General features: G+C 73.1%; 27 protein-coding genes and 1 tRNA gene. 15 read left to right on the top strand and 13 right to left on the bottom strand.

What is annotated here, in order from left to right; translation table 11 throughout:
- Position 1 precedes the first annotated feature (1 nt).
- The 7 genes from ACE7GA_RS24870 to ACE7GA_RS24840 all read right to left on the bottom strand — a co-directional run bounded on the left by ACE7GA_RS24870 (position 2) and on the right by ACE7GA_RS24840 (position 7,220).
- Entirely contained in the window at positions 2 to 1,396 is a 1,395-nt protein-coding gene (locus ACE7GA_RS24870; RefSeq protein WP_376093081.1) for a sigma-54 interaction domain-containing protein, read from the bottom strand.
- The gene (gene fliN / locus ACE7GA_RS24865) at positions 1,393 to 1,710 is read right to left on the bottom strand and encodes a flagellar motor switch protein FliN (protein ID WP_376093078.1); all 318 of its coding nucleotides are present in this window, start codon (positions 1,708 to 1,710) and stop codon (positions 1,393 to 1,395) included. The genes ACE7GA_RS24870 and fliN overlap by 4 nt, the downstream gene beginning before the upstream one ends.
- Positions 1,707 to 2,318 (bottom strand): hypothetical protein, encoded by a 612-nt coding sequence (locus ACE7GA_RS24860; protein WP_376093075.1) that lies wholly within the window; start codon positions 2,316 to 2,318, stop codon positions 1,707 to 1,709. Before ACE7GA_RS24860 ends, fliN begins: the two co-directional genes overlap by 4 nt.
- Position 2,319: 1 nt before the next feature.
- Positions 2,320 to 3,318 carry a flagellar motor switch protein FliG gene (gene fliG / locus ACE7GA_RS24855; protein ID WP_376093072.1) on the bottom strand — a complete coding sequence of 333 codons (999 nt, stop codon included), beginning with the start codon at positions 3,316 to 3,318 and terminating at the stop codon, positions 2,320 to 2,322.
- Positions 3,318 to 4,211 (bottom strand): flagellar M-ring protein FliF C-terminal domain-containing protein, encoded by an 894-nt coding sequence (locus ACE7GA_RS24850; RefSeq protein WP_376093069.1) that lies wholly within the window; start codon positions 4,209 to 4,211, stop codon positions 3,318 to 3,320. The genes fliG and ACE7GA_RS24850 overlap by 1 nt, the downstream gene beginning before the upstream one ends.
- A gap of 77 nt (positions 4,212 to 4,288) precedes the next feature.
- Positions 4,289 to 4,951 carry a flagellar basal-body MS-ring/collar protein FliF gene (gene fliF, locus ACE7GA_RS24845; RefSeq protein WP_376093066.1) on the bottom strand — a complete coding sequence of 221 codons (663 nt, stop codon included), beginning with the start codon at positions 4,949 to 4,951 and terminating at the stop codon, positions 4,289 to 4,291.
- 169 nt (positions 4,952 to 5,120) lie between these two features.
- The gene (locus tag ACE7GA_RS24840; protein WP_376093063.1) at positions 5,121 to 7,220 is read right to left on the bottom strand and encodes a flagellar hook capping FlgD N-terminal domain-containing protein; all 2,100 of its coding nucleotides are present in this window, start codon (positions 7,218 to 7,220) and stop codon (positions 5,121 to 5,123) included.
- A 446-nt stretch (positions 7,221 to 7,666) separates the two neighbouring features.
- Here ACE7GA_RS24840 and flgE point away from each other — a divergent pair, with 446 nt between their 5' ends.
- The 8 genes from flgE (at position 7,667) to ACE7GA_RS24800 (ending at position 15,367) form a co-directional block, all read left to right on the top strand.
- Complete coding sequence (gene flgE / locus ACE7GA_RS24835; RefSeq protein ID WP_376093060.1) at positions 7,667 to 8,968, top strand: flagellar hook protein FlgE; 1,302 nt, start codon at positions 7,667 to 7,669, stop codon at positions 8,966 to 8,968.
- Between the two features lie 20 nt (positions 8,969 to 8,988).
- Positions 8,989 to 10,518, top strand: a complete 1,530-nt coding sequence (locus ACE7GA_RS24830; protein ID WP_376093057.1) for a flagellar hook-associated protein FlgK — start codon at positions 8,989 to 8,991, stop codon at positions 10,516 to 10,518.
- Complete coding sequence (locus ACE7GA_RS24825; protein ID WP_376093054.1) at positions 10,515 to 11,588, top strand: flagellin; 1,074 nt, start codon at positions 10,515 to 10,517, stop codon at positions 11,586 to 11,588. The genes ACE7GA_RS24830 and ACE7GA_RS24825 overlap by 4 nt, the downstream gene beginning before the upstream one ends.
- Positions 11,589 to 11,710: 122 nt before the next feature.
- Complete coding sequence (locus ACE7GA_RS24820; protein ID WP_376093051.1) at positions 11,711 to 12,544, top strand: flagellin; 834 nt, start codon at positions 11,711 to 11,713, stop codon at positions 12,542 to 12,544.
- A gap of 76 nt (positions 12,545 to 12,620) precedes the next feature.
- Positions 12,621 to 13,091, top strand: a complete 471-nt coding sequence (locus tag ACE7GA_RS24815) for a flagellar biosynthesis repressor FlbT (RefSeq protein ID WP_376093048.1) — start codon at positions 12,621 to 12,623, stop codon at positions 13,089 to 13,091.
- Positions 13,088 to 13,450 carry a flagellar biosynthesis regulator FlaF gene (locus ACE7GA_RS24810; protein WP_376093045.1) on the top strand — a complete coding sequence of 121 codons (363 nt, stop codon included), beginning with the start codon at positions 13,088 to 13,090 and terminating at the stop codon, positions 13,448 to 13,450. The genes ACE7GA_RS24815 and ACE7GA_RS24810 overlap by 4 nt, the downstream gene beginning before the upstream one ends.
- On the top strand, positions 13,447 to 14,121 hold the full coding sequence (locus ACE7GA_RS24805) for a DUF1217 domain-containing protein (protein WP_376093042.1): 675 nt from the start codon (positions 13,447 to 13,449) through the stop codon (positions 14,119 to 14,121). The genes ACE7GA_RS24810 and ACE7GA_RS24805 overlap by 4 nt, the downstream gene beginning before the upstream one ends.
- Positions 14,122 to 14,284: 163 nt before the next feature.
- Complete coding sequence (locus ACE7GA_RS24800; RefSeq protein WP_376093039.1) at positions 14,285 to 15,367, top strand: AbrB family transcriptional regulator; 1,083 nt, start codon at positions 14,285 to 14,287, stop codon at positions 15,365 to 15,367.
- 1,000 nt (positions 15,368 to 16,367) lie between these two features.
- Here the strand turns inward: ACE7GA_RS24800 and ACE7GA_RS24795 are convergent.
- Positions 16,368 to 16,904 (bottom strand): adenine phosphoribosyltransferase, encoded by a 537-nt coding sequence (locus tag ACE7GA_RS24795; protein ID WP_376093036.1) that lies wholly within the window; start codon positions 16,902 to 16,904, stop codon positions 16,368 to 16,370.
- A 102-nt stretch (positions 16,905 to 17,006) separates the two neighbouring features.
- Here ACE7GA_RS24795 and ACE7GA_RS24790 point away from each other — a divergent pair, with 102 nt between their 5' ends.
- Positions 17,007 to 17,198: a DUF2842 domain-containing protein gene (locus ACE7GA_RS24790; RefSeq protein ID WP_376093033.1), complete on the top strand. Its 192-nt coding sequence runs from the start codon at positions 17,007 to 17,009 to the stop codon at positions 17,196 to 17,198.
- Positions 17,199 to 17,237: 39 nt separating this feature from the next.
- Here ACE7GA_RS24790 and ACE7GA_RS24785 read toward each other — a convergent pair whose 3' ends face one another.
- Complete coding sequence (locus ACE7GA_RS24785) at positions 17,238 to 18,002, bottom strand: TorF family putative porin (RefSeq protein WP_376093030.1); 765 nt, start codon at positions 18,000 to 18,002, stop codon at positions 17,238 to 17,240.
- 169 nt (positions 18,003 to 18,171) lie between these two features.
- Positions 18,172 to 18,248: transfer RNA gene (locus ACE7GA_RS24780), tRNA-Pro, on the bottom strand.
- A gap of 143 nt (positions 18,249 to 18,391) precedes the next feature.
- Here ACE7GA_RS24780 and ACE7GA_RS24775 point away from each other — a divergent pair.
- A complete protein-coding gene (locus ACE7GA_RS24775) occupies positions 18,392 to 18,841 on the top strand; it encodes a c-type cytochrome (protein WP_376093027.1) in 450 nt (149 codons plus the stop codon).
- Positions 18,842 to 19,022: 181 nt separating this feature from the next.
- Here the strand turns inward: ACE7GA_RS24775 and ACE7GA_RS24770 are convergent, their stop codons facing one another.
- A complete protein-coding gene (locus ACE7GA_RS24770; RefSeq protein ID WP_376093024.1) occupies positions 19,023 to 19,697 on the bottom strand; it encodes a cytochrome b/b6 domain-containing protein in 675 nt (224 codons plus the stop codon).
- Between the two features lie 1,027 nt (positions 19,698 to 20,724).
- Between ACE7GA_RS24770 and ACE7GA_RS24765 the strand changes: the two genes are divergently transcribed.
- The 5 genes from ACE7GA_RS24765 (at position 20,725) to ACE7GA_RS24745 (ending at position 23,767) form a co-directional block, all read left to right on the top strand.
- Positions 20,725 to 21,171, top strand: a complete 447-nt coding sequence (locus ACE7GA_RS24765) for a LysM peptidoglycan-binding domain-containing protein (protein ID WP_376093022.1) — start codon at positions 20,725 to 20,727, stop codon at positions 21,169 to 21,171.
- Positions 21,172 to 21,316: 145 nt separating this feature from the next.
- On the top strand, positions 21,317 to 22,051 hold the full coding sequence (locus ACE7GA_RS24760) for a phosphatidylserine decarboxylase (RefSeq protein ID WP_376093020.1): 735 nt from the start codon (positions 21,317 to 21,319) through the stop codon (positions 22,049 to 22,051).
- A complete protein-coding gene (locus ACE7GA_RS24755; RefSeq protein WP_376093017.1) occupies positions 22,048 to 22,941 on the top strand; it encodes a CDP-alcohol phosphatidyltransferase family protein in 894 nt (297 codons plus the stop codon). Before ACE7GA_RS24760 ends, ACE7GA_RS24755 begins: the two co-directional genes overlap by 4 nt.
- A gap of 140 nt (positions 22,942 to 23,081) precedes the next feature.
- Positions 23,082 to 23,366, top strand: coding sequence for a DUF427 domain-containing protein (locus ACE7GA_RS24750; RefSeq protein WP_376093015.1), 285 nt, complete (start codon positions 23,082 to 23,084; stop codon positions 23,364 to 23,366).
- Positions 23,363 to 23,767, top strand: a complete 405-nt coding sequence (locus tag ACE7GA_RS24745; RefSeq protein WP_376093012.1) for a tyrosine-protein phosphatase — start codon at positions 23,363 to 23,365, stop codon at positions 23,765 to 23,767. Before ACE7GA_RS24750 ends, ACE7GA_RS24745 begins: the two co-directional genes overlap by 4 nt.
- Here ACE7GA_RS24745 and ACE7GA_RS24740 read toward each other — a convergent pair.
- Positions 23,754 to 24,671, bottom strand: a complete 918-nt coding sequence (locus ACE7GA_RS24740) for a DMT family transporter (RefSeq protein WP_376093009.1) — start codon at positions 24,669 to 24,671, stop codon at positions 23,754 to 23,756. The two genes, ACE7GA_RS24745 and ACE7GA_RS24740, sit on opposite strands and share 14 nt — an antisense overlap.
- A gap of 49 nt (positions 24,672 to 24,720) precedes the next feature.
- Positions 24,721 to 25,941, bottom strand: coding sequence for a CaiB/BaiF CoA transferase family protein (locus tag ACE7GA_RS24735; protein WP_376093006.1), 1,221 nt, complete (start codon positions 25,939 to 25,941; stop codon positions 24,721 to 24,723).
- Between the last annotated feature and the right edge of the window lie 50 nt (positions 25,942 to 25,991).

Below are 25,991 nucleotides of genomic sequence, written 5' to 3'. Positions count from 1 at the left end.
GTCAGCCCGCGGCGAAGGCGGGCAGCGCGGGGATCGGGACCTGCCCCGGCGCGGCCGGAACCGCTTCCCCGAGAGCACGGTATTCGTGAAGCTTGTTGCGCAGCGTCCGGATGGAGATGCCGAGGATTTCCGCCGCCCGCGTGCGGTTGCCGAGGCAATGCGTGAGGGTTTCCAGGATCAGCGCCCGTTCGACCTCCTCCACCCGCCGCCCGACCAGGGCGGTGACGGGGGCGACGCCCGGCGTGGCGCCCTGTGGATCCGGTTCGGCCGGTACGTTGGCCGCGGCCTGGAGGCGCGGCGCGGGGTGGTGCAGTTCGATCGCACCGGCCTCGATCTCGTTCCCCTCCGCCAGCAGGACGGCGCGGTGGATGGTGTTCTCCAGCTCCCGCACGTTACCCGGCCAGGGATGCGCCAGCAGCATGGCCCGGGCGGCCGGCGCGAAGCGGCGGAGCGGCAGGCCGTTCGCCTCGGCGTAGCGGCGGGCGTAGTGGTCGGCGATCGGCAGGATGTCGCCGGGCCGGTCGCGCAGCGCGGGGATGCGCACGGCGACGACGTTCAGGCGGAAGAACAGGTCTTCCCGGAACCGCCCCGCCGCGACCTCGGCGGAGAGGTCGCGGTTGGTGGCCGCGAGGATCCGGACATCCACCTTCACCGGCGCCGCGCCGCCGAGCCGGTCGATCTCCCGCTCCTGCAGGGCACGCAGGATCTTCGCCTGCAGCCGCGGGTCCATCTCCCCGATCTCGTCCAGCAGAAGCGTGCCGCCGTCGGCCTGCTCGAACTTGCCGCGGCGGGACGCGACGGCGCCGGAGAAGGCCCCCTTCTCATGGCCGAAGAGTTCGGATTCGAGGAGCGATTCCGGCAGCGCCGCGCAGTTCAGCGCGACGAAGGGGCCGGCGGCGCGGCGGGAATGGCGGTGGATGTGGCGTGCCAGGACTTCCTTGCCCGTGCCGCTCTCGCCGGTGATGAGGATGCTGGCCTCCGCGCGGGCGACCGATTCCGCGCGCCGCAGCAGGGCCGCCATGGCGGGGTCCTGGTGAATCGGCCGTTCGGTCTCCCCCACTGCCGCCTGGAGCATCGCGGCGATCAGGTCCGCATCGGGCGGAAGCGGAAGGAACTCCTTCGCGCCGGCTTGGATGGCCCGGACCGCGGCCGCCGCGTCCGCGTTGCGGCCGCAGGCGACGACGGGGCAGGCGATCCGCTCGGCCTCGAGCGAGGCGACGAGCCAGGCGACGTCGTGCAGCACGTCGCAGAGGATAAGGTCGCAGCCCTCCCGCGCCGCGGCGATGCCGGCGGTCACCCCTTCGGCCGTGCGCAGCCGGGCGCCGCGCGCCGAGGCGATCCGCGCGGCTTGCCCGAGTTCGGCGTCGAGCGACCCGATGACGAGGAGGCGCGTCATCCCGCGCGGTCCAGCTTGACGATCTCGGTCATCGTCACGCCCAGACGATTGTCCTCGACCATCACCACCTCGCCGCGGGCGACGAGGCGGTTGTTGACGTAGATGTCCACCGCCTCCCCGAGTTTGCGGTCGAGTTCCACGACGGCGCCGCGGCCCAGCTTGAGCAACTGGCTGACCTGCAGCGTCGCGCGGCCGAGCACGGCGGAGACCTGCACGGGCACGTCGTAGACCGCCTCCAGCCCCGCCACGGGCGCCGGGGCGGAGCGGGTGCCGCCAGCCTGGTCGGGCGGCAGGGGTTCGAATGCATTGCTCATGCGGTGTCCTTCGGCAGCAGGTCGAGGGAGGCGAGGACCTCCCGGATCTCGCGGCGCCGGTCTTCCAGCACCAGGGCGACGGCGCCGTCGCGCCAGGCGATCCGGGCGTCGCCTTCCGGGAGGGACGGATCAGGCTCGATCGGAAGACCGCGGTCGCCGAAGCGCTCCCGCGCGAGGTCGAGGATCGCGGGCGGCACGCGGAGCGTGGCACCGGACGGCGCCTCCTCCACCGGACCGAGGGCCTCCAGCAGCCGCGGCAGCATCTGCGGCGCGTGCCGGGCCGCCGCGCCGGGCAGCGCCGCGTCGAAGGCGGCAAAGAGCAGCTCGCCCAGGGCACGCGCGTTCTCCTCCACCGCGGCGACGGCCTCGGCGCGCAGGTCCTCCATCGTGAGCAGGGCGAGGCGGATGCTTTCCTCCGCCATGGCGGCGCGGCCTGTCTCCGCCGCCGCGCGGCCGCGGGCCTCGCCTTCGACCAGGCCGGCCGCGAAGCCCTCCGCGCGCGCGGCAGCGATCCGTTCCTCGAGCGTCGGTTCCGGCGGGGGCAGCGGCGCTGCCGGCGCGTCCAGGTCCGGCAGGCGCAGCGCGCGCAGGGGGAGCAGGGCGCCCATCTCAGGCCACCATCGCCTCGTTGCCCTCGCTCAGGTCGATTTCCCCGGACGCCGCAAGGTTCTTGGCGAGCACGACGAGGCCGGCCTGCGCATCGTCCACGTCGCGCAGCCGCACGGCGCCGAGGGCGGCGATGTCGTCCTTCAGCATCTTCGCCGCGCGTTCCGACAGGTTGCGGAAGAAGAGCTCGCGCAGCGGCTCGGCAGCGCCCTTGAGCGCGAGCGCGAGCTTGTCCTTCTCCGCATTGCGCAGCAGGACCTGGATGCCCGGACCGTCCAGGCGCTGGAGGTCGTCGAAGGTGAACATCAGGGCGCGGATACGCTCCGCGCTCTCGACGTTTCGCTCCTCCAGCGCGGTCATCATCCGGGACTCGGCGGCGCGGTCGAGGTTGTTGAAGATCTCCGCCATCATCTCGTGGCTGTCGCGGCGCGAGGAACGCGCGAGGTTGTTCATGAACTCCTGCCGCAGGGTGCGCTCGATCCCCTCCAGCGCCTCCTTCTGCACGTTCTCCATGCGGAGCATCCGCATGATGACCTCGGTCGCGAACCCTTCCGGCAGCAGCGACAGCACGCGCGCAGCGTGGTCGGGCCGGATCTTCGCCAGCACCACGGCGACCGTCTGCGGGTATTCGTTCTTGAGGTAGTTCGCGAGCACGGCCTCCGAGACGTTGCCGAGCTTGTCCCACATCGTCCGTCCGGCCGGGCCGCGGATCTCCTCCATGATCTGCGCGACCCGTTCCTTCGGCAGGCCGAGGGCGAGTAGCCGCTCCGCCGTCTCGAAGGAGCCGACGAGGTTGCCGGTCGCACCGAAGGCTTCCGCGAACTCCGCGCAGAGCGCTTCCACCGTCTCCGCGGGAACCCGGCCGAGCGTGGTGATGGCGAGCGACAGCTCCCGCACCTCGTCCTCGTAGAGCTGCGACAGCAGCGGCTGCGCCAACGCCTCGCCGAGGGTCAGCACGATCACGGCCGCCTTCTGCGGGCCGGTGAGATCGGATGGACGCATCAGGATGGTTCCCCCGGGGACAACCAGCCGCGGATCACGGCGAGGCCCTGGTCGGGATGCGCCTGCATCAGCTCGGCAACGCGGGCGATGGAGGAGGCGCGGATCTGCCCCTGCACGTGGTGGGCGCTGACCAGCTCATCCCCCGCCGTCACGCCGGGCAAGGCGGCCAGCGGCGCGGGGCCGCCGAGCGCGGCCGATGCGTCCCCTGCACCAGCGAGGGCCGCGCCGCCCGCAGCGGCGGCGACGGCCGCCGCCTGCGGCACCACGGTAAGCCGCCGCGTCAACGGCCGGATGACGAGGAGCAGGGCGATGAGGGCCACCAAGGCGAAGACGCCGCTCTCGGCCAGGCGGATGGCCGCGGCGGGGCCGATCCCCCAGGCCGCCAGGCCGTCGGCCGGCGGGGTTGCCGTATCGGGGTTGTTGAAGCGCATGGAGACGACCTCCACGCGGTCGCCGCGTCGCTCATCCGCGCCGATGGCGCTGCGGACGAGAGTCGCGAAGCGCGCCAACTCCTCCGCGCTGCGTTCCCGGAATGCCGGGGGCGTGCCCTCCCACACCCCATCCACGAGCACGGCGAGGGAGAGGCGGCGCAGCACCGGATGCTCCCGCGTGACGTTGCGGACGGTACGGCCGATCTCGTAGTTCGTCGTTTCCTCGGACTTGCTCTCCTGGTTGCCCGCACCGCCCCCGCTCGGTTCGGCGCCGGGCAATTGGTTCGCGACGGAGACGTTCTGCGGCTCGGCGCTGCGCGACTGCTCCTGGCTCGTCTGGACGGAGCGGGGAACCTGGTTCTCCGGGTCGAAGCGCTCTTCCGTGGTCTGGACGCGGTCGAAGTCCATCTCGACCGTCGCTTCGGCGCGGACGCGGCCCGGGCCGAGGGTACGCTCGAGCATTTCCTCCACCGCGCGCGCGATGCGCAACGCCTCGGTCCGGCGCAGTTCCTCCGCCGTCGCGGCGGCTGCCGGACCGGTCAGCGCCTGCCCACCACGCGCCAGCAGTTCCCCCGGCTGTCCACGATGGAGATCGCGGAGGGCTTGAGCCCCGGCACCGCCGTCGCGACGAGGTGCAGGACGGCCTGCACCCCCTCGCGATCCAACCGCTGCGAACCCTGCATCGTCAGCACGACCGACGCCTGGGCCTCGGCGGTCTGGCGGGAGAAGGCCTCGCGCCGCGGCAGGACGAGGTGCACCCGCGCGCTGCGGACGCCGGAGAGGCCGCGGATGGTCCGCGCCAATTCCCCTTCCATCGCGCGCACGCGGTTGACGTCCTGCTGGAAGGGGGTGGTGGTCAGGCTCTCGCCGCGGTCGAAGATCTCCCATCCCACCGCGCCGCCGGCCGGCAGCCCCTCGCGCGCCAGGGCGAGGCGGAGGCGGGCGACCTGTTCCTCCGGCACCATCACCGTCGTTCCGCCGCCGCCGAGGCGGTAGGGGACGCGCTGACGCTCCAGCGAGGTGACGACGGCACCGGCGTCGCGCGGGTCCATTTCCGAATACAGCAGGGCCATCGGCGGCTGGCCCGCGCGCAGGGCGAACCAGAGCAGCAGGCCGAGCACGCCGGCGCCCACGGCGCCCATCGCGCCGAGCCGCAGAGGGCCGAGCGCACGGAGTTGCGCGAGCACCGCACCCCCGTTCATCGCGGGACCATCCCCATCCGGCGCCGGCGGGTCGCCGCCTGCCGAACCGTCCATCCCCCGCGTGTCGCGCCGCGCATACCGTCATCCCCGCGGCCGGCGTCCTGCCGGCCCGGCAAGGATTGCCGGGTGCGGTTAACGGAGCGTTACCGCCCCCGCCATCCGACGAGGGTCACGTCCCCGGCGAGACCGACCGCACCTTGTCGAATCCGTAAGCTGCGGCGCCGAGGCGCAGGCGCACCGCGTTGTCCGCCCGCTCCGCCCCCGTCGCCGTGCCGAGGACGGTGAAGTTCACCGTCGCCGGCCCGCCCGACGAATCGCTGCCGGTGACGGCGACGCGGTAGGCGCCGTCGGCCTGCCGCACGCCCCGCGAATCCTTGCCGTCCCACTGCCAGGTCGTCGCGCCCGAACCGAGGGTGACCTGCGCCTCGCGGATCGTGCGGCCGCCCTCGTCCACGATGGCGACGCGCGCCGAGCGGGCGGTGCCGGCGGCCGGCAGGCGCAGCGTGGCCGTGCCGTCCTGCAGCGGCAGCCGGTCGCCCTCGACTTCCACCTGCCGCCCGATCAGGGGCGCGGCCTGCGTCAGCGCCGAGGTTTGCTGCAACGAGACGAGCTGCTCCATGTTTCGGTTCATCGCGATCTGCTGCTCGACGGAAGCGAACTGCACGAGCTGCGCCGTCATCTGGTTCGTGTCGAGCGGATCGGTCGGCGACTGATTCTTCAGTTGCGTCGTCAGCAGCGTCAGGAAGTTGTCCATCGTGTCGCCGAGGCGCGAGCGCGCGCCGGTCGCGGCGCTCGCGGCCGCCGCGGCGGTGCCGGTCGAACTGGTCGCGGTGGTCGTGGCCAAGGGAGAGTCTCCGTCAGATCGCGATGTCGAGAAGGGTCGTGAGGGCGCGGGCCCGCGGTGCCTCGGCGCGGAGCGTGGGCGGCTCGCGCCAAGTCCGGCCGCCGCCGCGGGAATCGCCGGGCGGGCCGCCCGATCCGCCGTCGCCCGAGAGCAGCGAGAAGGACAGGCTGCGCCCGCCATCCCGCCGATCCCGGCGTCCCGCAACGCACGGTCCAGCTGCGCCCCGTCCCGCGCCAGCAGCGCGAGGGTTTCCGGCCGCTCCGCCGCGACGTGGACGGTCGCCGCCTCCCGGGAGCGTTCGACGACGATCTCCACGCGCCCGAGCTCCCCGGGGTCGAGCCGAAGCGCGATGCGGCCCCCCGCCGAGGGGTCGAGGGCGAGGGCGACCGCCACGGGCGTCACCTGCGCGACCGGCGCGTGGCGCGGCGCGGCGCGGGGAACCGGGGCAGGAGCCTCGGCCAGGGGAGGTCCGGCCTGGGCCGGCACGGCGGGCGCGACGGGACCGAAACCATCTCCCACCGCGTCCCGGCCAGGCCCGGTCGGGCCGCGACGGTTCGGGACGGACGGCGTGGCGGCCCCGGCTTCCGCCGGGCGGGTCTCCGGCCCTGCGCCGGTCGAAGGAGGGCTGGTGGTCGGGGTGAGGTCTGCCTGGTCGGATGACCCGGCGGCCGCGACGGGCCCGGCGCCCATGGTCTCGGCCGCACCGGCAGGCGGGGCGGGCGCCGTATGGCGGATCTCGCGCAGCCCGGGACTGGCGGTGCGGGCGACGGGACGACGCCCTTCGCCCTCGCTCGTCCCGGGTTGCGCAGTGGCCGCGCCGCCAGCGTCCGGCAGGCCGGGGGCGACGGGGGGCGGCGGCACGCCTCCGATCAGCTCGCCGCCCGACCTGAGGGAAGCGAGCGAGGACTCGGAAATCGCTCCCGTCGCCTCGTGCGACGTCGGGGGTGAGGCAGCGGGCGGCGGCGCGCTGGCGTCGGTTGCCGGCACCTCGCCGGGCCGGACGGGGCGCACGGTCCCCGACGGCGGTGCGTCGTGCCGCTGCGGCTTGGCGTCTCGCGCCGGGTTGGCCGCCAAGGCAGCCTGCGCCGGCACGGCGGCGAACTGGCCGGCGGGCGCCGCTTCCGTGGGGCGCGACGGGGAACCCGTCCCTCCGGCCGGCGCAGCGGCGACGCCGGTCTGCGGCGGGACCGTCGCGGCAGCCGCCGCAAGGTCGGTGGGCCCTCGCGCCGCAGCCTCCGGCATGGCGTCGGGGTAGGGCGTGGCGACCGGCTCCTCCCGATCCTCGGCTGCCTCGGCTGCAGGCTGTGCTTTCCCGGTTGGCGGCGTTGCCGCTCCCGCGACGACGCCCGCCCCGGGATCTTCCGCCGGCACGGGCGCGAAGGCCCAGGCATGCGGGAGGCTACCCTCTGCCGCCGGGGTTGGCATGCCGGCCGCCGGCTCCGTACCGCGGGGCCACGCCCGGGGCGCAAGGGGCGCCGGCGGCCCGGGCGCCGGGTCCTGCGGGGGGGCCGCGGCCGTCGTCAGCGGCGCGTCCGCGATCCATTGCATCGACGGGGCATCCGCCACAGGCGTGCGCAGCCGGTCGAGGACGGCCACGAAGCCGCCCTCCGCGGCGACGCGCCCCGGAGCGCCCGGCTGCGTCGGCGGCGACGTTACCACACCGATCGTCCCGTCCACCTGCGACCCCCGGCGGCACGCCCGCCCGGCGCCCCGCCGCAAACGTCCTGCCAGCCTGACGCGGCCCATCACGGCAGGAACCGCCCCGACGACCGGCAATCCTTGCCGCGCGCCGGCACGGGACGCCGCGGCAACCGCCGTCCCGCGGTGGCACGCGCGTTGCCGATCACCCGGCGCCACACGGGGACGAGGCGATGTCGCTCTACACCTCCATGACCACCGCGATCAGCGGGCTGACGGCGCAGTCGCGCGCGCTCGGCAACGTCGCGGACAACGTCGCGAATTCGCAGACCATCGGCTTCAAGCGCACCGACACGAACTTCGTGCAGTACGTCACCCGCTCCACGCAGCGGCTGAACCTGCCGGGCTCCGTGATGGCACGGCCGGACTACCAGAACTCCGTCCAGGGCACGCTGCAGCAGACCGACAATCCGCTCGCCATCGCGATCGCCGGGCAGGGCTTCTTCTCCGTCGCGCAGCAGCGCGGGACGCAGGACGGACTGCCGGTCTTCGACGAGAACCCGCTCTACACGCGCGCCGGCGACTTCCGGATGGACCGGAACGGCTACCTCGTGAACGGCCAGGGCTACTTCCTCCAGGCGTGGCGGATGGACCCGACGGGGAACCCGGACCGCACGCAGCTCTCGCCCATGCGGGTGGACCAGACGGTGTACAATCCCGTGGCCACCAGCCGGATCGAGATGTCGGCGAACCTGCCGGCGGACAATACGCTCACCCCCTCCGTCGCGCAGGCGCAGGTCTTCGACGCGCTGGGCCGGACGCATACGCTGGACCTGACCTGGACGAATCTTGGCCCGAACCGGTGGCGTCTCTCGGTCAGCGCTGCCGACGACGTGAACGCGGCGGCGCGCGGCAGCGTGGAGATGTTCTTCGGCGATGCCGCGACCCCGCCGGTCGCGGACGGAACGCTCGGCTCCTTCGCCAACGCGACGGGGAGCCTGGCCGGCAGCGCGTCCGTGCCGAACACGCCGGCGCGGATCACCTTCGACGCGGATTTCGGTCAGGGGACGCAGCCCATGACGCTGGAAATCGGGACCTTCGGGGCGTCCGACGGCATCACGCAGTTCAAGGGCCAGCAGATCTCCGTCAGCGGGCTGTCGCAGAACGGCGTGCCACCCGGCGCCTTCTCCGGCGTCGCGCTGGCGGAGAACGGCGACATCTCCATCAACTACGACAACGGGCAGATCCGGACGGTCGGGCGCGTCCCCATCGCCTCCTTCCGCGATCCGGACCGGCTGCAGCGCGTGGACGGACAGGCGTTCCAGCGCACGCAGGAGAGCGGCGGCGCGCTCATCGGAGACCCCGCGACGCTCGGCATCGGCAAGCTCGTCACGAACACGCTGGAGGGGTCGAACGTGGACATCGCGTCCGAGTTCTCGAAGCTCATCCTCGCGCAGCGCGCCTATACCGCGAACACGAAGATCGTGACCGCGACGGACGAGCTGCTCCAGGACACGCTGAACATGCGGCGGTGAGGGCGTAGGGACCGCATGCCGTGAGCCTTGACCTCGCCCTCTCCATCGCTCGGAGCGGGCTGTCCCACGTCCAGCGCCAGATCGGCACGGCGGCCGGCAACGTCGCCAATGCCGGCACCACCGGATACACGCGCAAGGTCGTGGACGGTGCGGCCTCCGACGGCGGGGGGCTGGCCTTCGGCGTCCGCTCGCTCGAGGCGAGGCGGGACGTGGATGCTGCGATGACGGCGGCGCTGAACGCCGCGCGCGCGACCGGGGCGGCGGCGGAGGCGCGGGCGGCCCTGCTGCGCGACGTCGAACTGGCGCATGGGCGGCCCGAAGCCGGTGAATCCGTCGGCGACCTGGCCAACGCCTTGCGCGACACCCTCCTCTCCGCGCGGGAGGAGCCGGCAGATGGCCTGCGCCAGTCGGCCGTGGTGGACGCGGCGGATGAAGTCGCCCAGCGTCTCAATACCGTCTCCGCCGCGATCGGCGGCGCGCGGCAATCCGCGCAGGACGGTCTGGTCGAGGGTGTCGCAGCCCTCAATGCGGGGCTGCGCCGCGTGGCCGAACTGAACGAGCGCATCCGCCCGCTGAAGGCTTCCGGACAGTCCACCGCCGCGCTGGAGGACCAGAGGGACCTTGCCGTGGCTGGCCTGTCGGACCTGATGGAGCTGCGCGTCATCCCGCAGGCCGATGGAAGCGTCGGCCTGCTCGGCCGCGGCGGCATCGCGCTGACGCTGGACACGAAGGGGGACGTGTTTTCCATCGCGTCGGCGACGGCCGGTCCGTCGGCCTATCACGGCGGCGCCGGGACCCTGCCGGGCGTGATGATCGGGACGACCGACGTGACCGGCGCGCTGGGCAACGGCCGGCTGGGCGCCCTCGTCGAGATGCGTGACCGGACGCTGCCGCTGATGCAGGCGGAGCTCGACGTGGCAGCGGCCAACCTGGCGTCGCGCTTCGACGCGCAGGGCCTGCGGCTCTTCACCGGCTCTGCGGGAACGGTGCCGGATCCGACGACGCCCTATGCGGGGGGCGGCTGGATCGACTTCGCCACCGCCATCCGGGTCAACCCGGCGGTGCGGGCGGACCCGCGGTTGGTGCGCGACGGCACCCATGCCGTCTCGGCCACCCCGGGCGGTCCGACGGCCTTCGCACCCAACCCATCCGGCGGTCCGGCGGCCTTTACGACGGCGCTGGACCGCGCGCTCAACCATGCGCTCGGCGCACAGGGCGCGCCGGGCAGCACGCAGCCGCCCTTCGCGACGACCGGGCTGGGGCCCGCCGGCAACCTGTCTTCCCCCATCGGAAGCGGCGGCGGGTTGGCCGCCTTCGCCGCGTCGCTCGTCGCGCGGCAGACCGGGATGCGCGCCGCGGCGGAGGAAGGGGGCGAGGCCGCCAAGGCGCTGCGAACCACGCTGGAGGAGCGGGTCGCGAAGCATTCCGGCGTGGACATGGACCAGGAGATGGCGGGGATGGTGAGCCTGCAGAACGCCTACGCGGCCAATGCGCGCATCCTGTCGACGGTGCAGGCGATGTACGACGCGCTGCTCGGGGCCGTGCGGTGAGCGGCGTCGCGGGAGTCGCGCCGGGCGCGCTCACCCGGTTGATCGCCGACTCGTCCGGGCTGAAGGCGCGGCTGGCGACGCTCTCGGCCCAGGCGGCGGACGGGCGGCGCGGCGACCTCTACGGCGACATCGGGACGGGTGCCAGCCGCGCCATCAGCCTTCGCGGCGAGGTCGCACGGCGGGAAGCGCAGTCCGCTGCGCTGGACCGCGCCCTGGCGCGGACCGGCGCCGGCCAGGACGCCATGCGTCGCCTGTCTACGATCGCCGAGAACTTCTTCGCGGAGGCGCAGAAGGTCACGACGGCCGATCCCGCCCGGATCGGGGTCGTGGCCGCCGATGCGCGGTCCGCCCTGAAGGAGGTGGCGGGGCTGCTGAACACCCGGCACGCCGGGGAATACGTCTTCGGCGGCGCGGATTCCGCGAATCCGCCCGTGACGGAAGACCTGATGGGCAGCGGCCTGGCCGCGGCGATCGGGGCGGCGGTCGCGGGCCTGGGCGGCGGCAACGCGGCGTCGGTCCTCGCCACGACGAAGGCGGCGTCCCAGAGCGACGCGGCGGGGACGACGCCCTTCTCCGCCTACCTCTCCGACCCCGCGCGCGGCCTGACGGAGCCGCGGCGCACGACGGTCGCGGATGACGGGATGGAGATCCCGACCGGCCTCTTCGCCAACCGCAACGCGGCGGCCGCGTCCACCGGAGAGACGACGGGTTCTTGGTCCCGCGACCTGCTGCGCGGGTTGATGACGCTCGCCAGCCTCGACCCGTCGCAGGCGGATGTTGGGCCAGACCTCGATTCGTTGATGCAGGGCGTACGGGCCGGGCTCCGCGCCGCGGCCGGGGGACTGGCGTCGGAGGAAGGCGCGCTCGGCATGGCCGAGAACCGGCTGGAAGCCATGCGCTCCCGGCACGCCGACCTCGCCGCGACGCTGCAGGACCAGCTCGGCGACATCGAGCAGGTGGACATGGTCACGACGCTGACGGCGCTGCAGGACACGAAGACCCGGCTGGAGGCGTCCTGGAAGGCGCTCTCGATGTTGTCAGGCCTTTCGCTCGCCGGATTCCTGCGCTGAGGCGTGCGGCCTTCAGCGCCCATTAAGGGGCGCGGGCGCAGGATGCCCGCACACCGCAAAACGCGGACCGCAACGGACGGAAACGGCCCCCGGGGCTGCGTCCAGGACAGGAGGGCACGAGCATGGCCCTGAACTCGATCAACACGAACAACGGCGCGATGGTCGCGCTGCAGTCGCTGAACCGCACGAACGACGCGCTGGCGACCACGCAGAAGCGCATCTCGACGGGCTACCGCGTCGCCGACGCCAAGGACGACGGCGCGGCCTTCGCGGTCGCGCAGACCGTGCGCGCGGACATCGCGGGTCTGACCTCCGCGAACGAGCAGATGGGCGGCGTGAAGGGCATCCTGGACACGACCCTCGCCGGCCTGACGAAGGTGTCCAAGGCAATGGAGGATGTCCGCGGCGTGCTGGTGAAGCTCGCCGACGGCACGCTCAGCGCGGACCAGCGGACCCAGTACCAGGCGCAGTACACGTCGCTGCGGACGCAGGTCCAGAACTACATCTCCGACGCGACCTACAACGGACGTTCCCTGCTGACGACGGCGACGGCGTCCGGTGGCGGCGACATCGCGACGACGCGCAACGAGACGGGGACGACCTACACCCTGACAGCCGTGGACGGCGCGACGAACCTGGTCGTCGCCGCAGCGCCGACGGATGCGGCGGGCGCGGTGACGGCACTCGGTGCCTCCGGTGACTTCGCGACGAAGCAGGCCGCGATCAACACGGCGCTGAACACCTTCGGCAGCGACAGCCGCTACCTCGACAACCAGATCGCCTACAACAAGGAGAAGATCGACAGCCTCGACAGCGGCGTCGGTGCGCTCGTGGACGCTGACCTGGCGAAGGAGAGCGCGCGGCTCCAGTCGCTGCAGATCCGGCAGCAGCTCGGAACGCAAGCGCTGGGCATCGCGAACCAGGCGCCTCAGACACTGCTCAGCCTCTTCCGCTGACGCGTCCGGCGGCGCGGCCCCTGCCGCGCCGCCGCCCAACCCCCTACGGACGATTCAGCGAAGGGCGCGAAACACGATGTCCACCCTGGTTCTGGAGATGCGTCAGGGCGACCTGATGGTCGTCAACGGCGCACCCATCCGATTCCGCAACCGGACGCGGATCGAGTTGACGGCGAAGGCGCGGTTCCTCTTCGGCAAACAGATCCTCCCCCCGGACGCGGCGGACACGCCGGCGCGGCGGATCTACTTCGCCCTACAGACCGCCTACATCGGCACGGAGGAGGAGCGCGAGGCGGGGCTGGAGGATGCCCGCCGCCTGATCGCGGCCTTCGCGGAGGCCACGACCTCCGTCATGGTCCGTGCGATGCTCGACCGCGCGCTGCATGCCGCGGAATCCGACGACGGATACACCGCACTCAAACTCGCCCGCCGCATCATGCGCCACGAGGAGGCGGTGCTGGGCCTGGCGCCACCGCCCCGCGCCGGCGGCCGCGGGCCAGATGACGATGAGGCGCGGCTCTACGTTCACGAGGAGCACGACGCATGACGCCGAACCTCAGGCCGGGGGCACGTGCCGTCGGCGCCTACGGCGCGACCCGCGCGGCGGTGCCGTTGCGCGAGAGCGAGGCCGACGTCTTCCGCCGCGTCACCGGCGCGCTCCGCAGGGCGCTGGACGACGCGACGCCTGGTGGTGCCGCGGATCGCGCCCGGGCGCTGGCGGACAACCGCCGCCTCTGGCTCGCAGTGGGCGGCCTCGTCGCCGACCCGACGAATGCGCTGCCGAAGCCGCTGCGCGCCTCCATCCTCTCCGTGGGCAACACCGTCCTGAGGGAAATGGCGTCGGACACGCCGGACATGGAGTTCCTCATCTCCGTCAACGAGAGCATCGCGGCCGGCCTGTCGTGACCATCTCGGCGGCGCTGGCCATCCTGGGCGGGGGCACGGCCGCCTCCACCGGGGCCAGTGCGGCCGAGGCCCTCGCCGCCCTGCGCCGCGCCGCCGCGCCCGGCGCGGAGGAGAAGGGCGTCGCGCAGTTGGCGAAGGACCCCACCGTGAAGGCGGACCTGTCGCGCTTCCGCGATGCCATCTCCCGCGCGAAGGACGTCCCGACCGCGATCCGTGATCCCCGCGTCGCGAAGGTCCTGCTGCCCGCCCTCGGCCTGCCTGACGCGGTGGACAAGCCGGGACTTGCCGCGCGCGCGCTGACGAGCGACCTGAAAGATCCGGAATCCGTCGCCAACCGCCTCTCCGACTCGCGCTGGAAGGATGCGGCGCGCAGCCTGAACCTATCCGCGCGCGGGCTGGACGCGCTGCGCGACCCGGCCGTCCAGGCACGCCTGGAAAGCGGCTACCTCTCCTACCGTTGGCGCACCGCGCAGGACGAGGCAACGCCGGGCGTGGCCGACGCGCTCTACCTGCGCGAACGCGCGGCGGCGGGCACGGCGCCCTCGGTCTACGAGGTGCTCGGCAACGCCTCGCTGCGCCGCGTCGTCACCGGGGCGCTCGGGTTGCCGGACTCCTCGCGGTGCAATCGGTCGAGGCGCAGGCGCGCGCGGTCACGACGCGGCTCGACCTGAAGACCCTCGCGGACCCGAAGAAGGCCGCGGCCCTGGCGGACCGCTACGTCATGTCGGTCGCGCGACAATCGTCCGGTACCGCGTCCAGCCCCTTGCTGGCGCTGTTCGCCTGAGACCGCGCGGCATTTGACCCGGCGGGACCGGGGGCGATACGCCGGCCGCGATGGCGCTCCCCGACCGCCTGCGGCCGCACCTGCCCGCATCCCTCGCCGCGGTGGCGGGCGGCTGCCTCGCCGCACTTCTGCACGTCCCGCTGCCCTGGATGATCGGCGCCATGGTCGCCACCGCCGCCCTGTCCTGGGTGCGGGAGGCACCGCGGCCGGCCGGCGTGCGCGAGGCGGCGCTCATTGCCCTCGGCCTGGGGCTGGGCCAGACCTTTTCCGGGCCGGTGATCGCGGCCGTCGCCGGAACGTTGCCCGTGATGGTCATCGCAGGGCTGATCACGATCCTCGCCGGCCTCGCCGCCGCACGGCTGTTCGCCTCGCTCGCCCGCGTGGACGCGCGGACCGCGTTCTTCTGCACGGTCCCGGGAGGAATCATCCTCATGGTCGTCCTCGCGCAGCGCGCGGGCGGCCACGTGCCGACGGTGACGCTGTCGCAGACGCTCCGCATGTGCCTCGTCGTCCTGCTCTTCCCGCCGCTGATCTCCGTCATCGCGCCGCACGCGCTCGATGCGGCCTTCTCCGCGCCGCGGCCGCCAGTCGACCCGCTGGGACTGCCGCTCTTGCTGGCGGCCGGGACGGCGGTCGCGATCGGCGCCGCACGGCTCGGGGTCGCCAATCCCTGGATGCTCGGGCCGTGTCTCCTCGCGATCCCGCTCTCGGGCCTGGGCTGGCTGCCCTCCGGCGTGCCGGCCTGGATGGTCAACGCGGCACAGGTCGCGATGGGCGGGACGCTTGGGCTGCGGCTGTCGCGGCGATTCCTGCTCTCGTCGCGGCGGCTCGCGGCGGTGTCGGTCGTGACGACGCTCGTACTCTCCGCCGTGCTCGCGGCGCTGGCCCTGCCCGTCGCCTGGCTCTCCGGCCTACCGGTCGCTGCCGTCGAATTGGGCATGGCGCCGGGCGGCATGCCGGAGATGACGGTCACCGCGAAGGCGCTCGACCTCGCGGTGCCTCTCGTCCTCGGCTTTCACCTCGTCCGCGTGCTGCTGTGCAACCTGCTCGTCGGGCCTATCTGGCGCGGGGCGGTGCGGCTCGGCCTGGTGGGGGAGGCGGGTCCATCCCCGGAGGATCAGGTGGGCCGGTAGCCCAGCCGCGCCTCCAGCCAACCGCGATAGGCCAGCACCGCGTCGGGCGGCGGCGTGAGCAGCGCGAGCGCCGCGGCCGCCTCGGGCCCGGCCAGCGGCCGTCCTTCCCGTCAGGTCGGTGCGTCCATCCTCCGCCCAGCGCTGCGCGGCGCGGCGCCAGGCCGCGACCGAGTCGGCGGGGCAGAGGGCAGGCAGGACGAGGAGGTTCCGCACCTGGAGGGCGGCCACGGCGGCGCGCGCGGCGTGGTGGCCCGGCGTCGTCCCGCCGAAGGGCGCCGCTTCCCCGTTCGGCGAGAGGGGCGGCAGGACGAACCAGGGCGTGGCGCCCAGGGCGGCCGCGGCCGCCGCGGGATCGGGTGCCGCGATCAGCAGCGCATCGGCCTCCCCTGCCGCGAAGGCGGCTTCGGGGCGCCCGATCACGGGGCGGCAGGGCACGCCGAGAGCTTCGAGCGCGGCAAGGGTTGCCGTCTCCGGTGCTTCCGGCGCGGGCACGGCCACGCGGACCGGCGGTGCGTCACGGCCGGGCGGCGGGCCGCGGCCGGCGAGCACGGCCGCCTGCCACGTCGCGAGGAGGGGAATCCAGCCCGAGGGCTCGTACCGGACCCGGCTGCCCCCGGCGAGCCGTGCCTGCGCGGTGGCCCCCGACAGGACGAGGAGGACGCTGCCGTCCACGTCGGTGATCGTCGCGAAGCGGTTCGCGGCCGTCACGCCGTCCGGGCCACCGAGCACGGAGAGGGCAGGCCGCGCGCCGCGCGCCATCCCGCGGGCAAGGGCTTCCCCCACCCGCGCGGCCCAGCGCGCGGAGGCGCCGTCCTCCGGCCCCGGGACGAGGAAGGTCGTCAACTCCTGCGCCCGGGCCGCGACGGGGAGGGTGGACGCCGCGAGGAGGACCGCCCGCCGCCCGATGGCGCGCGGGGCCAGCGCCGCTCCGTTGTCGCGGGCCTTTTTCATGGCATCGGACGCTGGCGCCGGCTTGCGGCGGGAATGTGGCGGCCCCGCGTCAGTCGTCGTAGGCCAGCAGCGCGTCGAAGGCCGTGTCGCCCAGCCGCGACCGGCCGTTGAGGAAGGTGAGTTCGATCAATGCCGCGGCACCCGGCACCTCGGCGCCGGATTGGCGAAGCAGGCCGATCGCGGCGGCGAGCGTCCCGCCGGTCGCCAGCAGGTCGTCCAGCACGACGACGCGGTCGCCCGGCTTCACGGCATCCGCCTGCATCTCGATCCGGTCGGTGCCGTATTCCAGGGCATAGTTCAGCCCGATGATCGCGCCGGGCAGTTTCCCGCGCTTCCTCAGCATGATGAAGCCGAGGCCGAGTTCGAGGGCCAGCGGCGCCGCGATGAGGAAGCCGCGGCTCTCGATCCCCGCCAGCAGCGTCGGGCGATGTGGGCGGACGACGTCGCCGAGGCGCCGCATCGCCTCCTTCCAGGCCGGGCCGTGCCGCAGCAGGGTGGAGATGTCGTAGAAGAGGATGCCGGGCTTCGGGAAGTCCGGGATGCCGCGGATATGGGCCTTGAGGTCGAAGGTCTCGGCGGTGCTCATCGGCGGGGCGTGCTCGCGGAAGGGGGCCGGGCGGGTCTAGATCGCGGGGCCCGGCCGCGTCCAGGCTTGGCGGGCGGCGCGGGCCGGGCCATGTCCGGCTTCATGCCGCGCAGCACCATCGCCGCCCTCGTCGGCGTGACCGGGTTCCTGATCTACGTCGTCGTCGTCGTCGCCCTGGCGGACGCCGTGATCCCCACGCACTGGGCGTTCGTGGCGCTCTACTTCCTCGTGGCCGGCTTCGCCTGGACCTGGCCGGCGATCTGGCTGCTCAAATGGGCGGCACGGCGGAGCTGATCCCCGCCGCGCCGCCGCCCGAGTCCCAGTGTGGCGTAATCAGAATGTGCGGCTGAGCGTGACCATGGCGCGTGCGTCGCAGATCTTCTGGCCGCCGACGCATTCGGCGCGGCGAATGTTGGTGTCGTAGTAGCCCACGCTCAGCGTCACCCCGTAGGCGATCTCGCGCGAGAGGGTAACGGACCAGTTGAGGTAGTCCGGCGTGCCGAAGCGGTTGTTGCGGTCGATCCACTGGTAGCCCAGCCGCCCGCCAAGGGTGAACTCGCCCGGCAGCTTCAGGTCCACGCCGCCCTCGAGGTAGAGCGCGTTGCGGGATTCCGCCTGGAAGTTCGGCGAGTAGAAGGCCGAGGCGAAGAACTTCGCCGGGTCGAGCTCGTAGGAGGCCCGCGCCGCGAACTCGAACCAGTTCAGGTCGAACTGCCCGGGCTGCCGGTCGTAGCCGGGGTACAGGTAGTAAACCCCTCCGAGGTCGAGCTTCACGCCTGCGACGGTGAAGCGATAGCCCGCGAGCACGTCCACCTCCTGCCGCGCGTCGGTGCCCGCGAAGGCGATGTTGGAGACGAAGGCGCCGACGTAGAAGCCCGACGAGTGCTCGACGTCGAGCGTGCCTTGGATCGCCGGGCGGTTGCGGGTCTGGGAGATGCCGCGGAAGACGTAGTCCGTCGACGCCGTCGGCGTGACCTGCACTGTCAGTCCGGCTCCCTCGATCTCGAAGGCCTCGGCCTTCGAGATCGTGCCGGGTGCCGCGAGCGTGAGGCAAAGGGCGGTGGCGCCCAACAGGGCCGCCCCGAAGTGACGCGCCATACAGTAATCCCCCTCGAACATGACGGTTGCAAGACGGGGATATGCAAGCGCCGTGCGAGCTTGGGCCGCGGCGGCGGACATGACGCCGAAGCAATGGGGAGGGGCAGCAACAGCGCAGTCACGAAAAACCCCGCCGGGCTGGGGGCCGGGCGGGGTTTCCGATGCCGTCTGGTCGGAGCGAGAGGATTCGAACCTCCGGCCCCTGCGTCCCGAACACAGTGCTCTACCAGGCTGAGCTACGCTCCGTCAGGACGGCGCCCCGTGCGAAGCCGGGGCGCCGGGCTATAGCGCCGGGGCCGTGACGCGGCAAGGGACAGTAAGGTCTCGTCTCACCGGCGGGCGGCATGGCAGGATGCCACCTTCAACAAAGCCCACGGAACATTCCTCGCATGCGTTCGATCACGCGTATCGCTCTTATCGCCGCCACGGCACTCGCCGTCGGTGGCGTCGCCGTCGCCCAGACGGCGCCCGGAGCCAACCCGGTCCAGACCCGGCAGGACGGCCTCAAGCGCATGCAGGACCACATGCAGGCGATCCAGGCCGCGGTGCGTGCCGGCGGCGACATGCGCCCGCTCTCCCCGCGGGTGGACGACATGGTGACGTGGTTCCAGGGCTTCCCGCAGCACTTCCCGGCCGGGTCCGACCAGCCGCCGTCGAAGGCGCTGCCGACCGTGTGGTCGGACCGCGCGGGATTCGAGCAGCGGGCCTCCGACGCCGTTGCCGCGGCCCAGCGGTTGAAGGTCGCGGTGGATTCGGGCGATGCCGCCAATGTCGGTCCGGCCCTGCAGGCCATGGGCGGTGCCTGCGGCGCCTGCCACCGCGTCCATCGCGGACGCTAGACCCGCCTCGGGACGACAGCGTCGGCATCGTCGGGTCCAGGGTATCGTAGGAAGGGCAGGTTCATCGCTTCTGGCGATTCCAGCCCGCGCGGACCTGTTCCCGCGACGGCCGCGCTCGAAGGACGTCGAGGCGCGGCCGCTCTGGTCGGGGATAGACCGGGCCTCTGCCGGGCCGAGGCCGTCAGCCCAGCCGATAGATCGCCGTGGACCCCGCCGCGGCGATCGCGAGCAGGAGGAGGGCGAGCCAGGCCGGGCCGAGCCGTGGCGCCTTCGGCAGGTCCTCGGCCGGCAGCCGCTTCTCCCCCGTGACCATCGGCCGCACGAGGTCCTGTCGCTTCAGCACGGCGTAGGCGAGCACCGCCAGGACGTGCAGCGCGGCGAGCGCGAGGATCAGGTTGAACGTCACGTGGTGCACCGCCGTGAGACGATCCGACCACGCGCCCGACACGAAGGATGCCAGCGGGCCCCGATCCAGGATGCCCGTATCCGAGAACAAGCCCGTCACGGCCTGAACGAGCATGACCGCGAGCAGGACCAGGACCATCCATCCGCCCGCCGCGTTGTGGCCGATCTCCCGGTCGGGCTCGCGCCGGCCGAGATGCGCGAGGTGCCGCAGGCCCTCGACCGGTGACCGGAGGAAGCGCGAGAACCGGGCGGTGTCCGAGCCGACGAGGCCCCAGGCCAGCCGAAAGACGAGCAGCGCGAGGACGGCGCTGCCCGAGACGAAGTGCCAGTCCCAGCGCCCGATCTCCGCCGTCCACCAGGAGAGGGGGATGAACAGGACGACCGCCCAGTGGACCAGGCGGATCCAGGGATCCCAGACGCGCACGCGGATGAGTCCCGAGTCCTCGGCCATGCCGATCTCCGCTGTGGGGGAAGACCCTAGATTGGGGTCGCGGCCGGCGGTGCGGAAGCCTGCGGCGTGGGGTCCTGGCCTCGCCCTTGTGATCCCGACCGTTCCGGACGTAGTTACTTCCCGATGACACAGGCGGCCGCGCGAATCCTGCCGGTGGCGGCGCTCCTCGCCGCCGGTGCAGCCGCGGCCGTCTGGTATGCGGGCGGGACCGGAGGCAGCGGCGGATCGGCGCCCGTTGGTCCGGCGCCGCACACGGCCCCGCGCCCTGCAGCCGAGGTCGCGTCCGCCGTGGCCCCGCCCCCGCTGCTCGCGACACGTCACCGGCCCGGGACGAGGCGCGCGCGCCGCGGGAGGCCTCGCAGGAACCCGCGCGAGCCGCCGAGCCGCGCGCCGCGGAACGCCCGGCCGCCGTGCCCGCCACGCCGCGCACGTCCGAGTTATCCCGCCCGGCCGAGGCACAACGTCACGAGCCTCCGCGCTTCGACGTCGTCCGGGTCGGGACGCGGGGCAACGCCGTGATCGCGGGGCGCGCCTCGCCGGGTGCGGAGGTCGTGCTGTTCGACGGTGTGCGCGAGATCGGCCGGGCGCGGGCCGATGCGCGGGGTGAGTGGGTCATCCTGCCCGCCGACCCCGTGGGCAGCGGGGCGCGCGAGTTCTCCCTGCGGTCCCGCCTGCCGGGCGGCGAGGAGGTGGCGGGGGCGGATACGGTGCTCGTCGTCGGCCCCCCGATCATGGCCGAGGCGACCGTGCCCGCACCGCGGCCCGACGCAAGTGCCGAGCCGGGTGCCGGGCACCCGGCGGCTGGCCCGCGTGGGGCATCCGGCGCACCGACATCCACCGCCGTCGCGCCCGCCGCGGCACCCGAGGCCGCGCGTCCGGCCGCGCAGGCGACCGATGCCGGCGCCGCGCCCTCGGCGCGGGCGCAGGAGGTCCCGGCCGTCCTGCTCCTCCCCCGACGGCCCAGGGCGGTGCGCGGCCGCTCGCGCCGGGAACGGGACCGCAAGCCTTCGCCCTCGGCCTCGACGTCGTGGACTACGACGACAGCAACACGATGCGCTTCGCCGGCAGCGCGCCGCCGGGTGCGCAGGTCCGGGTCTATGCCGACGACCGCCATCTCGGCGATGCGCAGGCCGACGGGGCGGGGCGCTGGACGCTCACGCCGGACCCGGCCCCGGCCGTCGGCCGCCACACCTTGCGCGTGGATCAGATGGCGACCGGCCCACGGCCGGCGGTGGCATCGCGGATCGAGGTGCCGTTCCAGAGGGAGGCCTTGCCCGCCTCCTTCGTCCGGGACGGGCGGGTGGTGGTGCAGCCCGGCAACAACCTGTGGCGCATAGCCCGGGAAGCCTATGGCCGGGGGACGCGGTACACCGTGATCTACCGGGCCAACCAGGGGCAGATCCGGAATCCCTCGCTGATCTATCCCGGTCAGGTCTTCGCGGTACCGGCGCTGGCGGAGGATCCGGGGCCGTAGCCGGGGAAGGTCAGGGCGATGTTCGGCGACGCGTCCTGGCCGCTTCGCCCAGCGCCCCACCCGGTCAGGCCGACCGCGGCCGCGCCGCCCCGGCCGGGGACTGCAGGGTTGTTGCGGGGGGAGGGCAGACCATAACCCGCGGCGCATGGCCCGCCCCGACGACTCCTTCCTTCGCTCCCTCACGATGGTCCTCGCCCCGCCACACCGCGCGGGGATGCCCTTCATCATCGGCGGCGCCGTCGTCGGGCTGCTGGGCGGGCTGATCCTCGGCGCCTGGCTGTTCTGGCTGGGGCTGTTCTTCGTCTCCTTCTGCCTTTTCTTCTTCCGCGACCCGGAACGGGTCCCGCCCGCGCGGCCCGGCGTGCTGCTCGCGCCGGCGGATGGCCGCGTTGTCTCCGTCGTGCAGGCCGTGCCGCCGGAGGAGCTGGGCCTCGGCCCCGCGCCGCGCTGGCGTGTGGCGACCTTCCTCTCGGTCTTCGACGTCCACGTGAACCGGATGCCGGCGGACGGCACGGTGCTGCGCATGGCCTACCGCCACGGCAAGTTCGTCAACGCCGCGTTCGACAAGGCGAGCGAGGACAACGAGCGCAACGCCGTCGCGGTGCGCCTGGAGAACGGGCAGACCATCGCCGTCGTGCAGATCGCCGGGCTGATCGCGCGCCGCATCCTGTCGGACGCGCGGGTCGGGCAGCGCGTCCGGGCCGGCGACCGCTACGGCATCATCCGCTTCGGCAGCCGCACCGACCTCTACCTGCCGGAGGGCGTGACGCCGCTGGTCGAGGTCGGGCAGTCCATGACGGGGGGCGAGACGGTGATGGCGGAATTGTCGCGCGCCTCCATCGCCGCCGCGCCGACGGCCGCTGCGATGGCCGCGCCTTGAAGCCGCCATCCGAGACCTTGCGGCGCCGACGGTTCCGCTTCGTCCCGCGCCGCAAGCGGTTCGAGGGGCTGTCCTTCAACCGCCTCCTGCCGAATCTCATGACGATGATCGGCCTGTGCTGCGGGCTGACGGCCGTGCGCTTCGGCTTCGACGGGCGGTGGGAGCCGGCGGCGACCCTCATCGTCGTGGCGGCGGCGATCGACGGCGTGGACGGGCGGCTCGCGCGGCTGCTGAAGGCGACGTCCCGCTTCGGGGCGGAGTTCGACAGCCTGTCCGACTTCGTCTGCTTCGGCGTCGCGCCGGCGCTGATCCTCTACCTATGGAGCCTGCACGACGCGCGGGGCTACGGCTTCATCCCCTGCGTCATGTTCGCGGTCTGCATGGCGCTCCGCCTCGCCCGCTTCAACGCGGCGCTGGAGCCCGGGCCGAACGCGCCGCCGAAGCCGGCCTATGCCAGTGCCTTCTTCACCGGCGTGCCGGCGCCGGCGGGCGCGGGACTGGCCCTGTTCCCGATCTTCGCGGCCCTTGCCTTGGAGGGCTGGGGGCTGACGGGCGTCGCCGGCGTCGTGCGCCACCCGATCTTCACGGCGGCCGTGCTCGTGGCGGTGGCGGGGCTGCTGGTCAGCACGCTCCCCACCCTGTCCTTCAAGAACCCGAAGATCCCGCGCGACGCGATCCTGCCGCTGCTGCTGGGGGCGGCGGCCTATGTCGCGCTGCTCGTGACCGAGCCCTGGGCGGCGCTAGCGGCCGCGGGCCTGATCTACGCGGCGATCATCCCGCTGTCCTACCGTGCCTACCTCCGCTTGACGGCGGAGGCGGAGCGTGCGGCCGGTCCGGTGGTGATCGAGGGCGGGCGCGACGCCGGGCGGGCGGAGGGGCGCTCAGCGTAGGAGCCGCATTCGGTCCGGCTCACGCCGCGGTCCTGGCGAGGTCTTGCGCCACGCGACCGGCGGGATGAATTGGTCGCGCCTTCCCGCCCGGAGCGGGTTAGGTTCATTCGGGACGCGGGCTGCACAGCAGGAGTTACGGGATGGCACGGGCGAACTGGAACGGGGCGACCATCGCGGAGGGCGCGGACGACGTGATCGTCGAAGGCAACGTGTACTTCGCGCCGGCCGACGTGCGGACGGACAACCTGCGACCCTCCGACCACACGAGCATCTGCCCCTGGAAGGGCACCGCGCGCTATCACCACGTCGTGGTGGACGGGCAGGTGAACGAGAATGCGGCGTGGTACTACCCCGACCCGAAGCCGGCCGCCGCGCAGATCAAGGACCGCATCGCGTTCTGGAAGGGCGTGAGCGTCAGCCGGTGAGCGGCCTCCGCGGCCAGCTCACCCTGCTGGGCGTGACGGTCACCGGCGGGCCCTTCGACGCGATCCCCGACGGCGCCTTCGGCGTGTGCCTGGAGCCCAGCGCCGCCAAGGCTTGGCTCGCCGACGTCCCGCTCCCCGTCCGCGACTTCGGCGTTCCGGACGAAGCGGCGATGCACGAGGCCGTCGCGGCGGTGTTGCGGCAGATGCGGGAGGATCCGTCGCGCCCGGTCCATGTCGGCTGCCGCGCGGGCTACGGCCGGACGGGGCTGTTCCTGGCCTGCCTTGCCCGCGCCGCGGGGGTGGAGGGCGACGCGCTCGACCACGTCCGGCGGCACTACCACCCGAACGCGGCCGAAACGCCGGAGCAGGAGGCGATGGCCCGGACCTTCACCTGGCCCTGATCCGGCCAGTCAAGCGACCATCCATCAGGATCAGCGCCGCCGTGATCAGCAGCATGCCGATGCCGTGCCGGGGCAGCAAAACCTCCCCCAGCACCACCGCGCCGAGGACGACCGCGCTGGCGGGCACCAGGAGCGTGACGAGGGCGACGTTGGTCGCGCCGGCCTGCGACAGGATGCGGAAGTAGAGCGCGTAGGCCAGCGCCGTGCAGACCACCCCGAGTGCGGCCAGGGCGAACCAGACCGAGGCCGGCGGAACCGGCAAGGTCCAGGGCCGGTCGAAGACCAGCACGAGAGGCAGCAGCATCAGAGCCGCCGCCCCCGTCTGCCCCGCCCCCGCCGCATAGGGCGCAACGCCCAGCCTGCGGAACCGCCGTCCCCAGACATTGGCGAGGCCATAGAGGACGCAGACCGCCAGCATCAGGCCGATGCCGGTGAGTTCGTCCCGCGTCGCACCGAAGCCGGCGCCGGACAGGACCGCGACGCCGGCGATGCCGATGAGGATGCCCGCGGCCTTCGCCGGCGTGATCCGCTCATCCTCCGTCAGCACGTGTGCCAGCAGGGCGGTCGCGAGCGGCGTCGCCGCCTGCACGATCGCCGAGAGGCCGCTGGGGATGAAGTGCTGCGCCCAGACGATGAGGCTGATCGGCAGCGCGTTGTTCAGGAACCCCATGACCGCCCAGGCCGCCACCCGCGCGCGGGTCGGGGCGGCGGTCATGCGCGTCAGGGCGGCCGCGGCCCAGAGCAGCGGTGCCGCGATCGCGACGCGCGCCAGCACCACTGTCATCGCCGGTAGGTGCGGCGCCGCGATCGCCATGAACAGGAAGGACCCGCCCCAGATCACCGAGAGCAGGAGCAGGAGGCCCCAGGAACCGCGGCTCATCCGGGGCGTGGTGGGCAGCGTCATCACGGCACGATCGGCGGAGGGCGTGGTGGACGCCTCCCGCGTCTTGCGGTTAATTCCGCGGCGTCTCGACGAGCACGCCGGATTCGCGGAGCGCGGCGATCTCGTCCTCGGTGTATCCGGCTGCGGTCAGGACTTCGTTGCCGTGCTCGTTGAACCGTGGCGGGACGGCGCGCGCGCCGCCGGGGGTGCGGGACATCTTGATCGGCGTGTTCAGGGCGCGGAACCACCCGATCTCCGCGACCATGTTCCGGGCGGCGGCGTGGGGGGACGACACCGCCTCGTCGATACCGAGGACTGGCCCGGCGGGCAGGCCGGCCTTCAGCATGCGTTGCGTGACGTCGTGGCCGTCCTCGGAGGCGAGTCGCTCCTCCAGGATGGCTTCCAGCGCAGCGCGGTTCGTCAGCCGCCCCGCATTGGTCGCGAAGCGTGGATCGGCAGCGGCTTCCTTCAGGTCGAGAAAGGCGCAGAGTTTCCGCCAGGCCGGGTCGTTGCCGCAGGCGATGAAGATCTCGCAGGTGCGGGTCTGGAACTTCGAATAGGGCGCGAGGTTCGGGTGCGGGTTCCCCGTCGCCGCTGGCCGCTTGCCGCTGAGGAAGTGGTTGGCCGCGTGCGGGTGCAGCAGCGCCATGCCGCAGTCATGCAGCGTCATGTCGAGGTACTGGCCCTGTCCTGACCGCTCCCGCTCATACAGCGCCATGAGGATCGCGACGGCGGAATAGAGCCCCGTGCCGAGGTCCACGAGCGGCGTCGCCATGCGAACCGCGCCGGTGTCCGGCGTGCCGTTGATGGACATCAGTCCGACCATGCCCTGGATCACCGCGTCGTAGCCCGGCATCCCGCCGAGCGGCCCTTCGCCGCCGAAGCCGGACACGCGGCAGTGGATGAGGCGCGGGAAGCGCTGCGACAGCATGTCGTAGCCGATGCCCCATTTCTCCATGGAACCGGGCTTGTAGTTCTCGACCAGCACGTCCGCGTCTTCCAGCAGGCGCAGCAGCACGTCGCGGCCGGCCTGCTTGGACAGGTCGAGGGCGAGGCTTTTCTTGTTGCGGTTGACGCCGAGGTAGTAGGACGCGTCGCCCTCATGGAAGGGCGGGCCCCAGGCCCGGGTCTCGTCGCCCTGCGGCGGCTCGATCTTGATGACCTCCGCACCGTGGTCGGAGAGGACCATCGTGCAGTAGGGCCCGCCGAGGACGCGGGTGAGGTCGATCACCCGCAGCCCCGCAAGAGAGCCGCCGGTCACGGTTCCGGCTTGAGGCAGGGCGTCGGTCATGGGCGGTCCTCCGTAGCCGTCCTTCTGCCTGTCGGCGGCGACCCGCTCAA

Source organism: Roseomonas sp. CCTCC AB2023176 (genome assembly GCF_042259275.1).
Lineage (GTDB): Bacteria > Pseudomonadota > Alphaproteobacteria > Acetobacterales > Acetobacteraceae > Roseomonas.
This window is presented reverse-complemented; position numbering and strand designations above follow the sequence as displayed.

Coding starts and splice junctions, on each gene's coding strand:
- ACE7GA_RS24785 (WP_376093030.1), bottom strand. CDS start 18,002: ATGGCGCGTCACTTCGGGGCGGCCCTGTTGGGCGCCACCGCCCTTTGC.
- ACE7GA_RS24790 (WP_376093033.1), top strand. CDS start 17,007: ATGCCGCGCAGCACCATCGCCGCCCTCGTCGGCGTGACCGGGTTCCTG.
- ACE7GA_RS24740 (WP_376093009.1), bottom strand. CDS start 24,671: ATGACGCTGCCCACCACGCCCCGGATGAGCCGCGGTTCCTGGGGCCTC.
- ACE7GA_RS24760 (WP_376093020.1), top strand. CDS start 21,317: ATGGCCCGCCCCGACGACTCCTTCCTTCGCTCCCTCACGATGGTCCTC.
- ACE7GA_RS24810 (WP_376093045.1), top strand. CDS start 13,088: ATGACGCCGAACCTCAGGCCGGGGGCACGTGCCGTCGGCGCCTACGGC.
- fliN (WP_376093078.1), bottom strand. CDS start 1,710: ATGAGCAATGCATTCGAACCCCTGCCGCCCGACCAGGCTGGCGGCACC.
- ACE7GA_RS24815 (WP_376093048.1), top strand. CDS start 12,621: ATGTCCACCCTGGTTCTGGAGATGCGTCAGGGCGACCTGATGGTCGTC.
- flgE (WP_376093060.1), top strand. CDS start 7,667: ATGTCGCTCTACACCTCCATGACCACCGCGATCAGCGGGCTGACGGCG.
- fliF (WP_376093066.1), bottom strand. CDS start 4,951: ATGAACGGGGGTGCGGTGCTCGCGCAACTCCGTGCGCTCGGCCCTCTG.
- ACE7GA_RS24860 (WP_376093075.1), bottom strand. CDS start 2,318: ATGGGCGCCCTGCTCCCCCTGCGCGCGCTGCGCCTGCCGGACCTGGAC.
- ACE7GA_RS24800 (WP_376093039.1), top strand. CDS start 14,285: ATGGCGCTCCCCGACCGCCTGCGGCCGCACCTGCCCGCATCCCTCGCC.
- ACE7GA_RS24850 (WP_376093069.1), bottom strand. CDS start 4,211: ATGCTCGAGCGTACCCTCGGCCCGGGCCGCGTCCGCGCCGAAGCGACG.
- ACE7GA_RS24795 (WP_376093036.1), bottom strand. CDS start 16,904: ATGAGCACCGCCGAGACCTTCGACCTCAAGGCCCATATCCGCGGCATC.
- ACE7GA_RS24820 (WP_376093051.1), top strand. CDS start 11,711: ATGGCCCTGAACTCGATCAACACGAACAACGGCGCGATGGTCGCGCTG.
- ACE7GA_RS24735 (WP_376093006.1), bottom strand. CDS start 25,941: ATGACCGACGCCCTGCCTCAAGCCGGAACCGTGACCGGCGGCTCTCTT.
- ACE7GA_RS24840 (WP_376093063.1), bottom strand. CDS start 7,220: ATGCCAACCCCGGCGGCAGAGGGTAGCCTCCCGCATGCCTGGGCCTTC.
- ACE7GA_RS24770 (WP_376093024.1), bottom strand. CDS start 19,697: ATGGCCGAGGACTCGGGACTCATCCGCGTGCGCGTCTGGGATCCCTGG.
- ACE7GA_RS24775 (WP_376093027.1), top strand. CDS start 18,392: ATGCGTTCGATCACGCGTATCGCTCTTATCGCCGCCACGGCACTCGCC.
- fliG (WP_376093072.1), bottom strand. CDS start 3,318: ATGCGTCCATCCGATCTCACCGGCCCGCAGAAGGCGGCCGTGATCGTG.
- ACE7GA_RS24750 (WP_376093015.1), top strand. CDS start 23,082: ATGGCACGGGCGAACTGGAACGGGGCGACCATCGCGGAGGGCGCGGAC.
- ACE7GA_RS24870 (WP_376093081.1), bottom strand. CDS start 1,396: ATGACGCGCCTCCTCGTCATCGGGTCGCTCGACGCCGAACTCGGGCAA.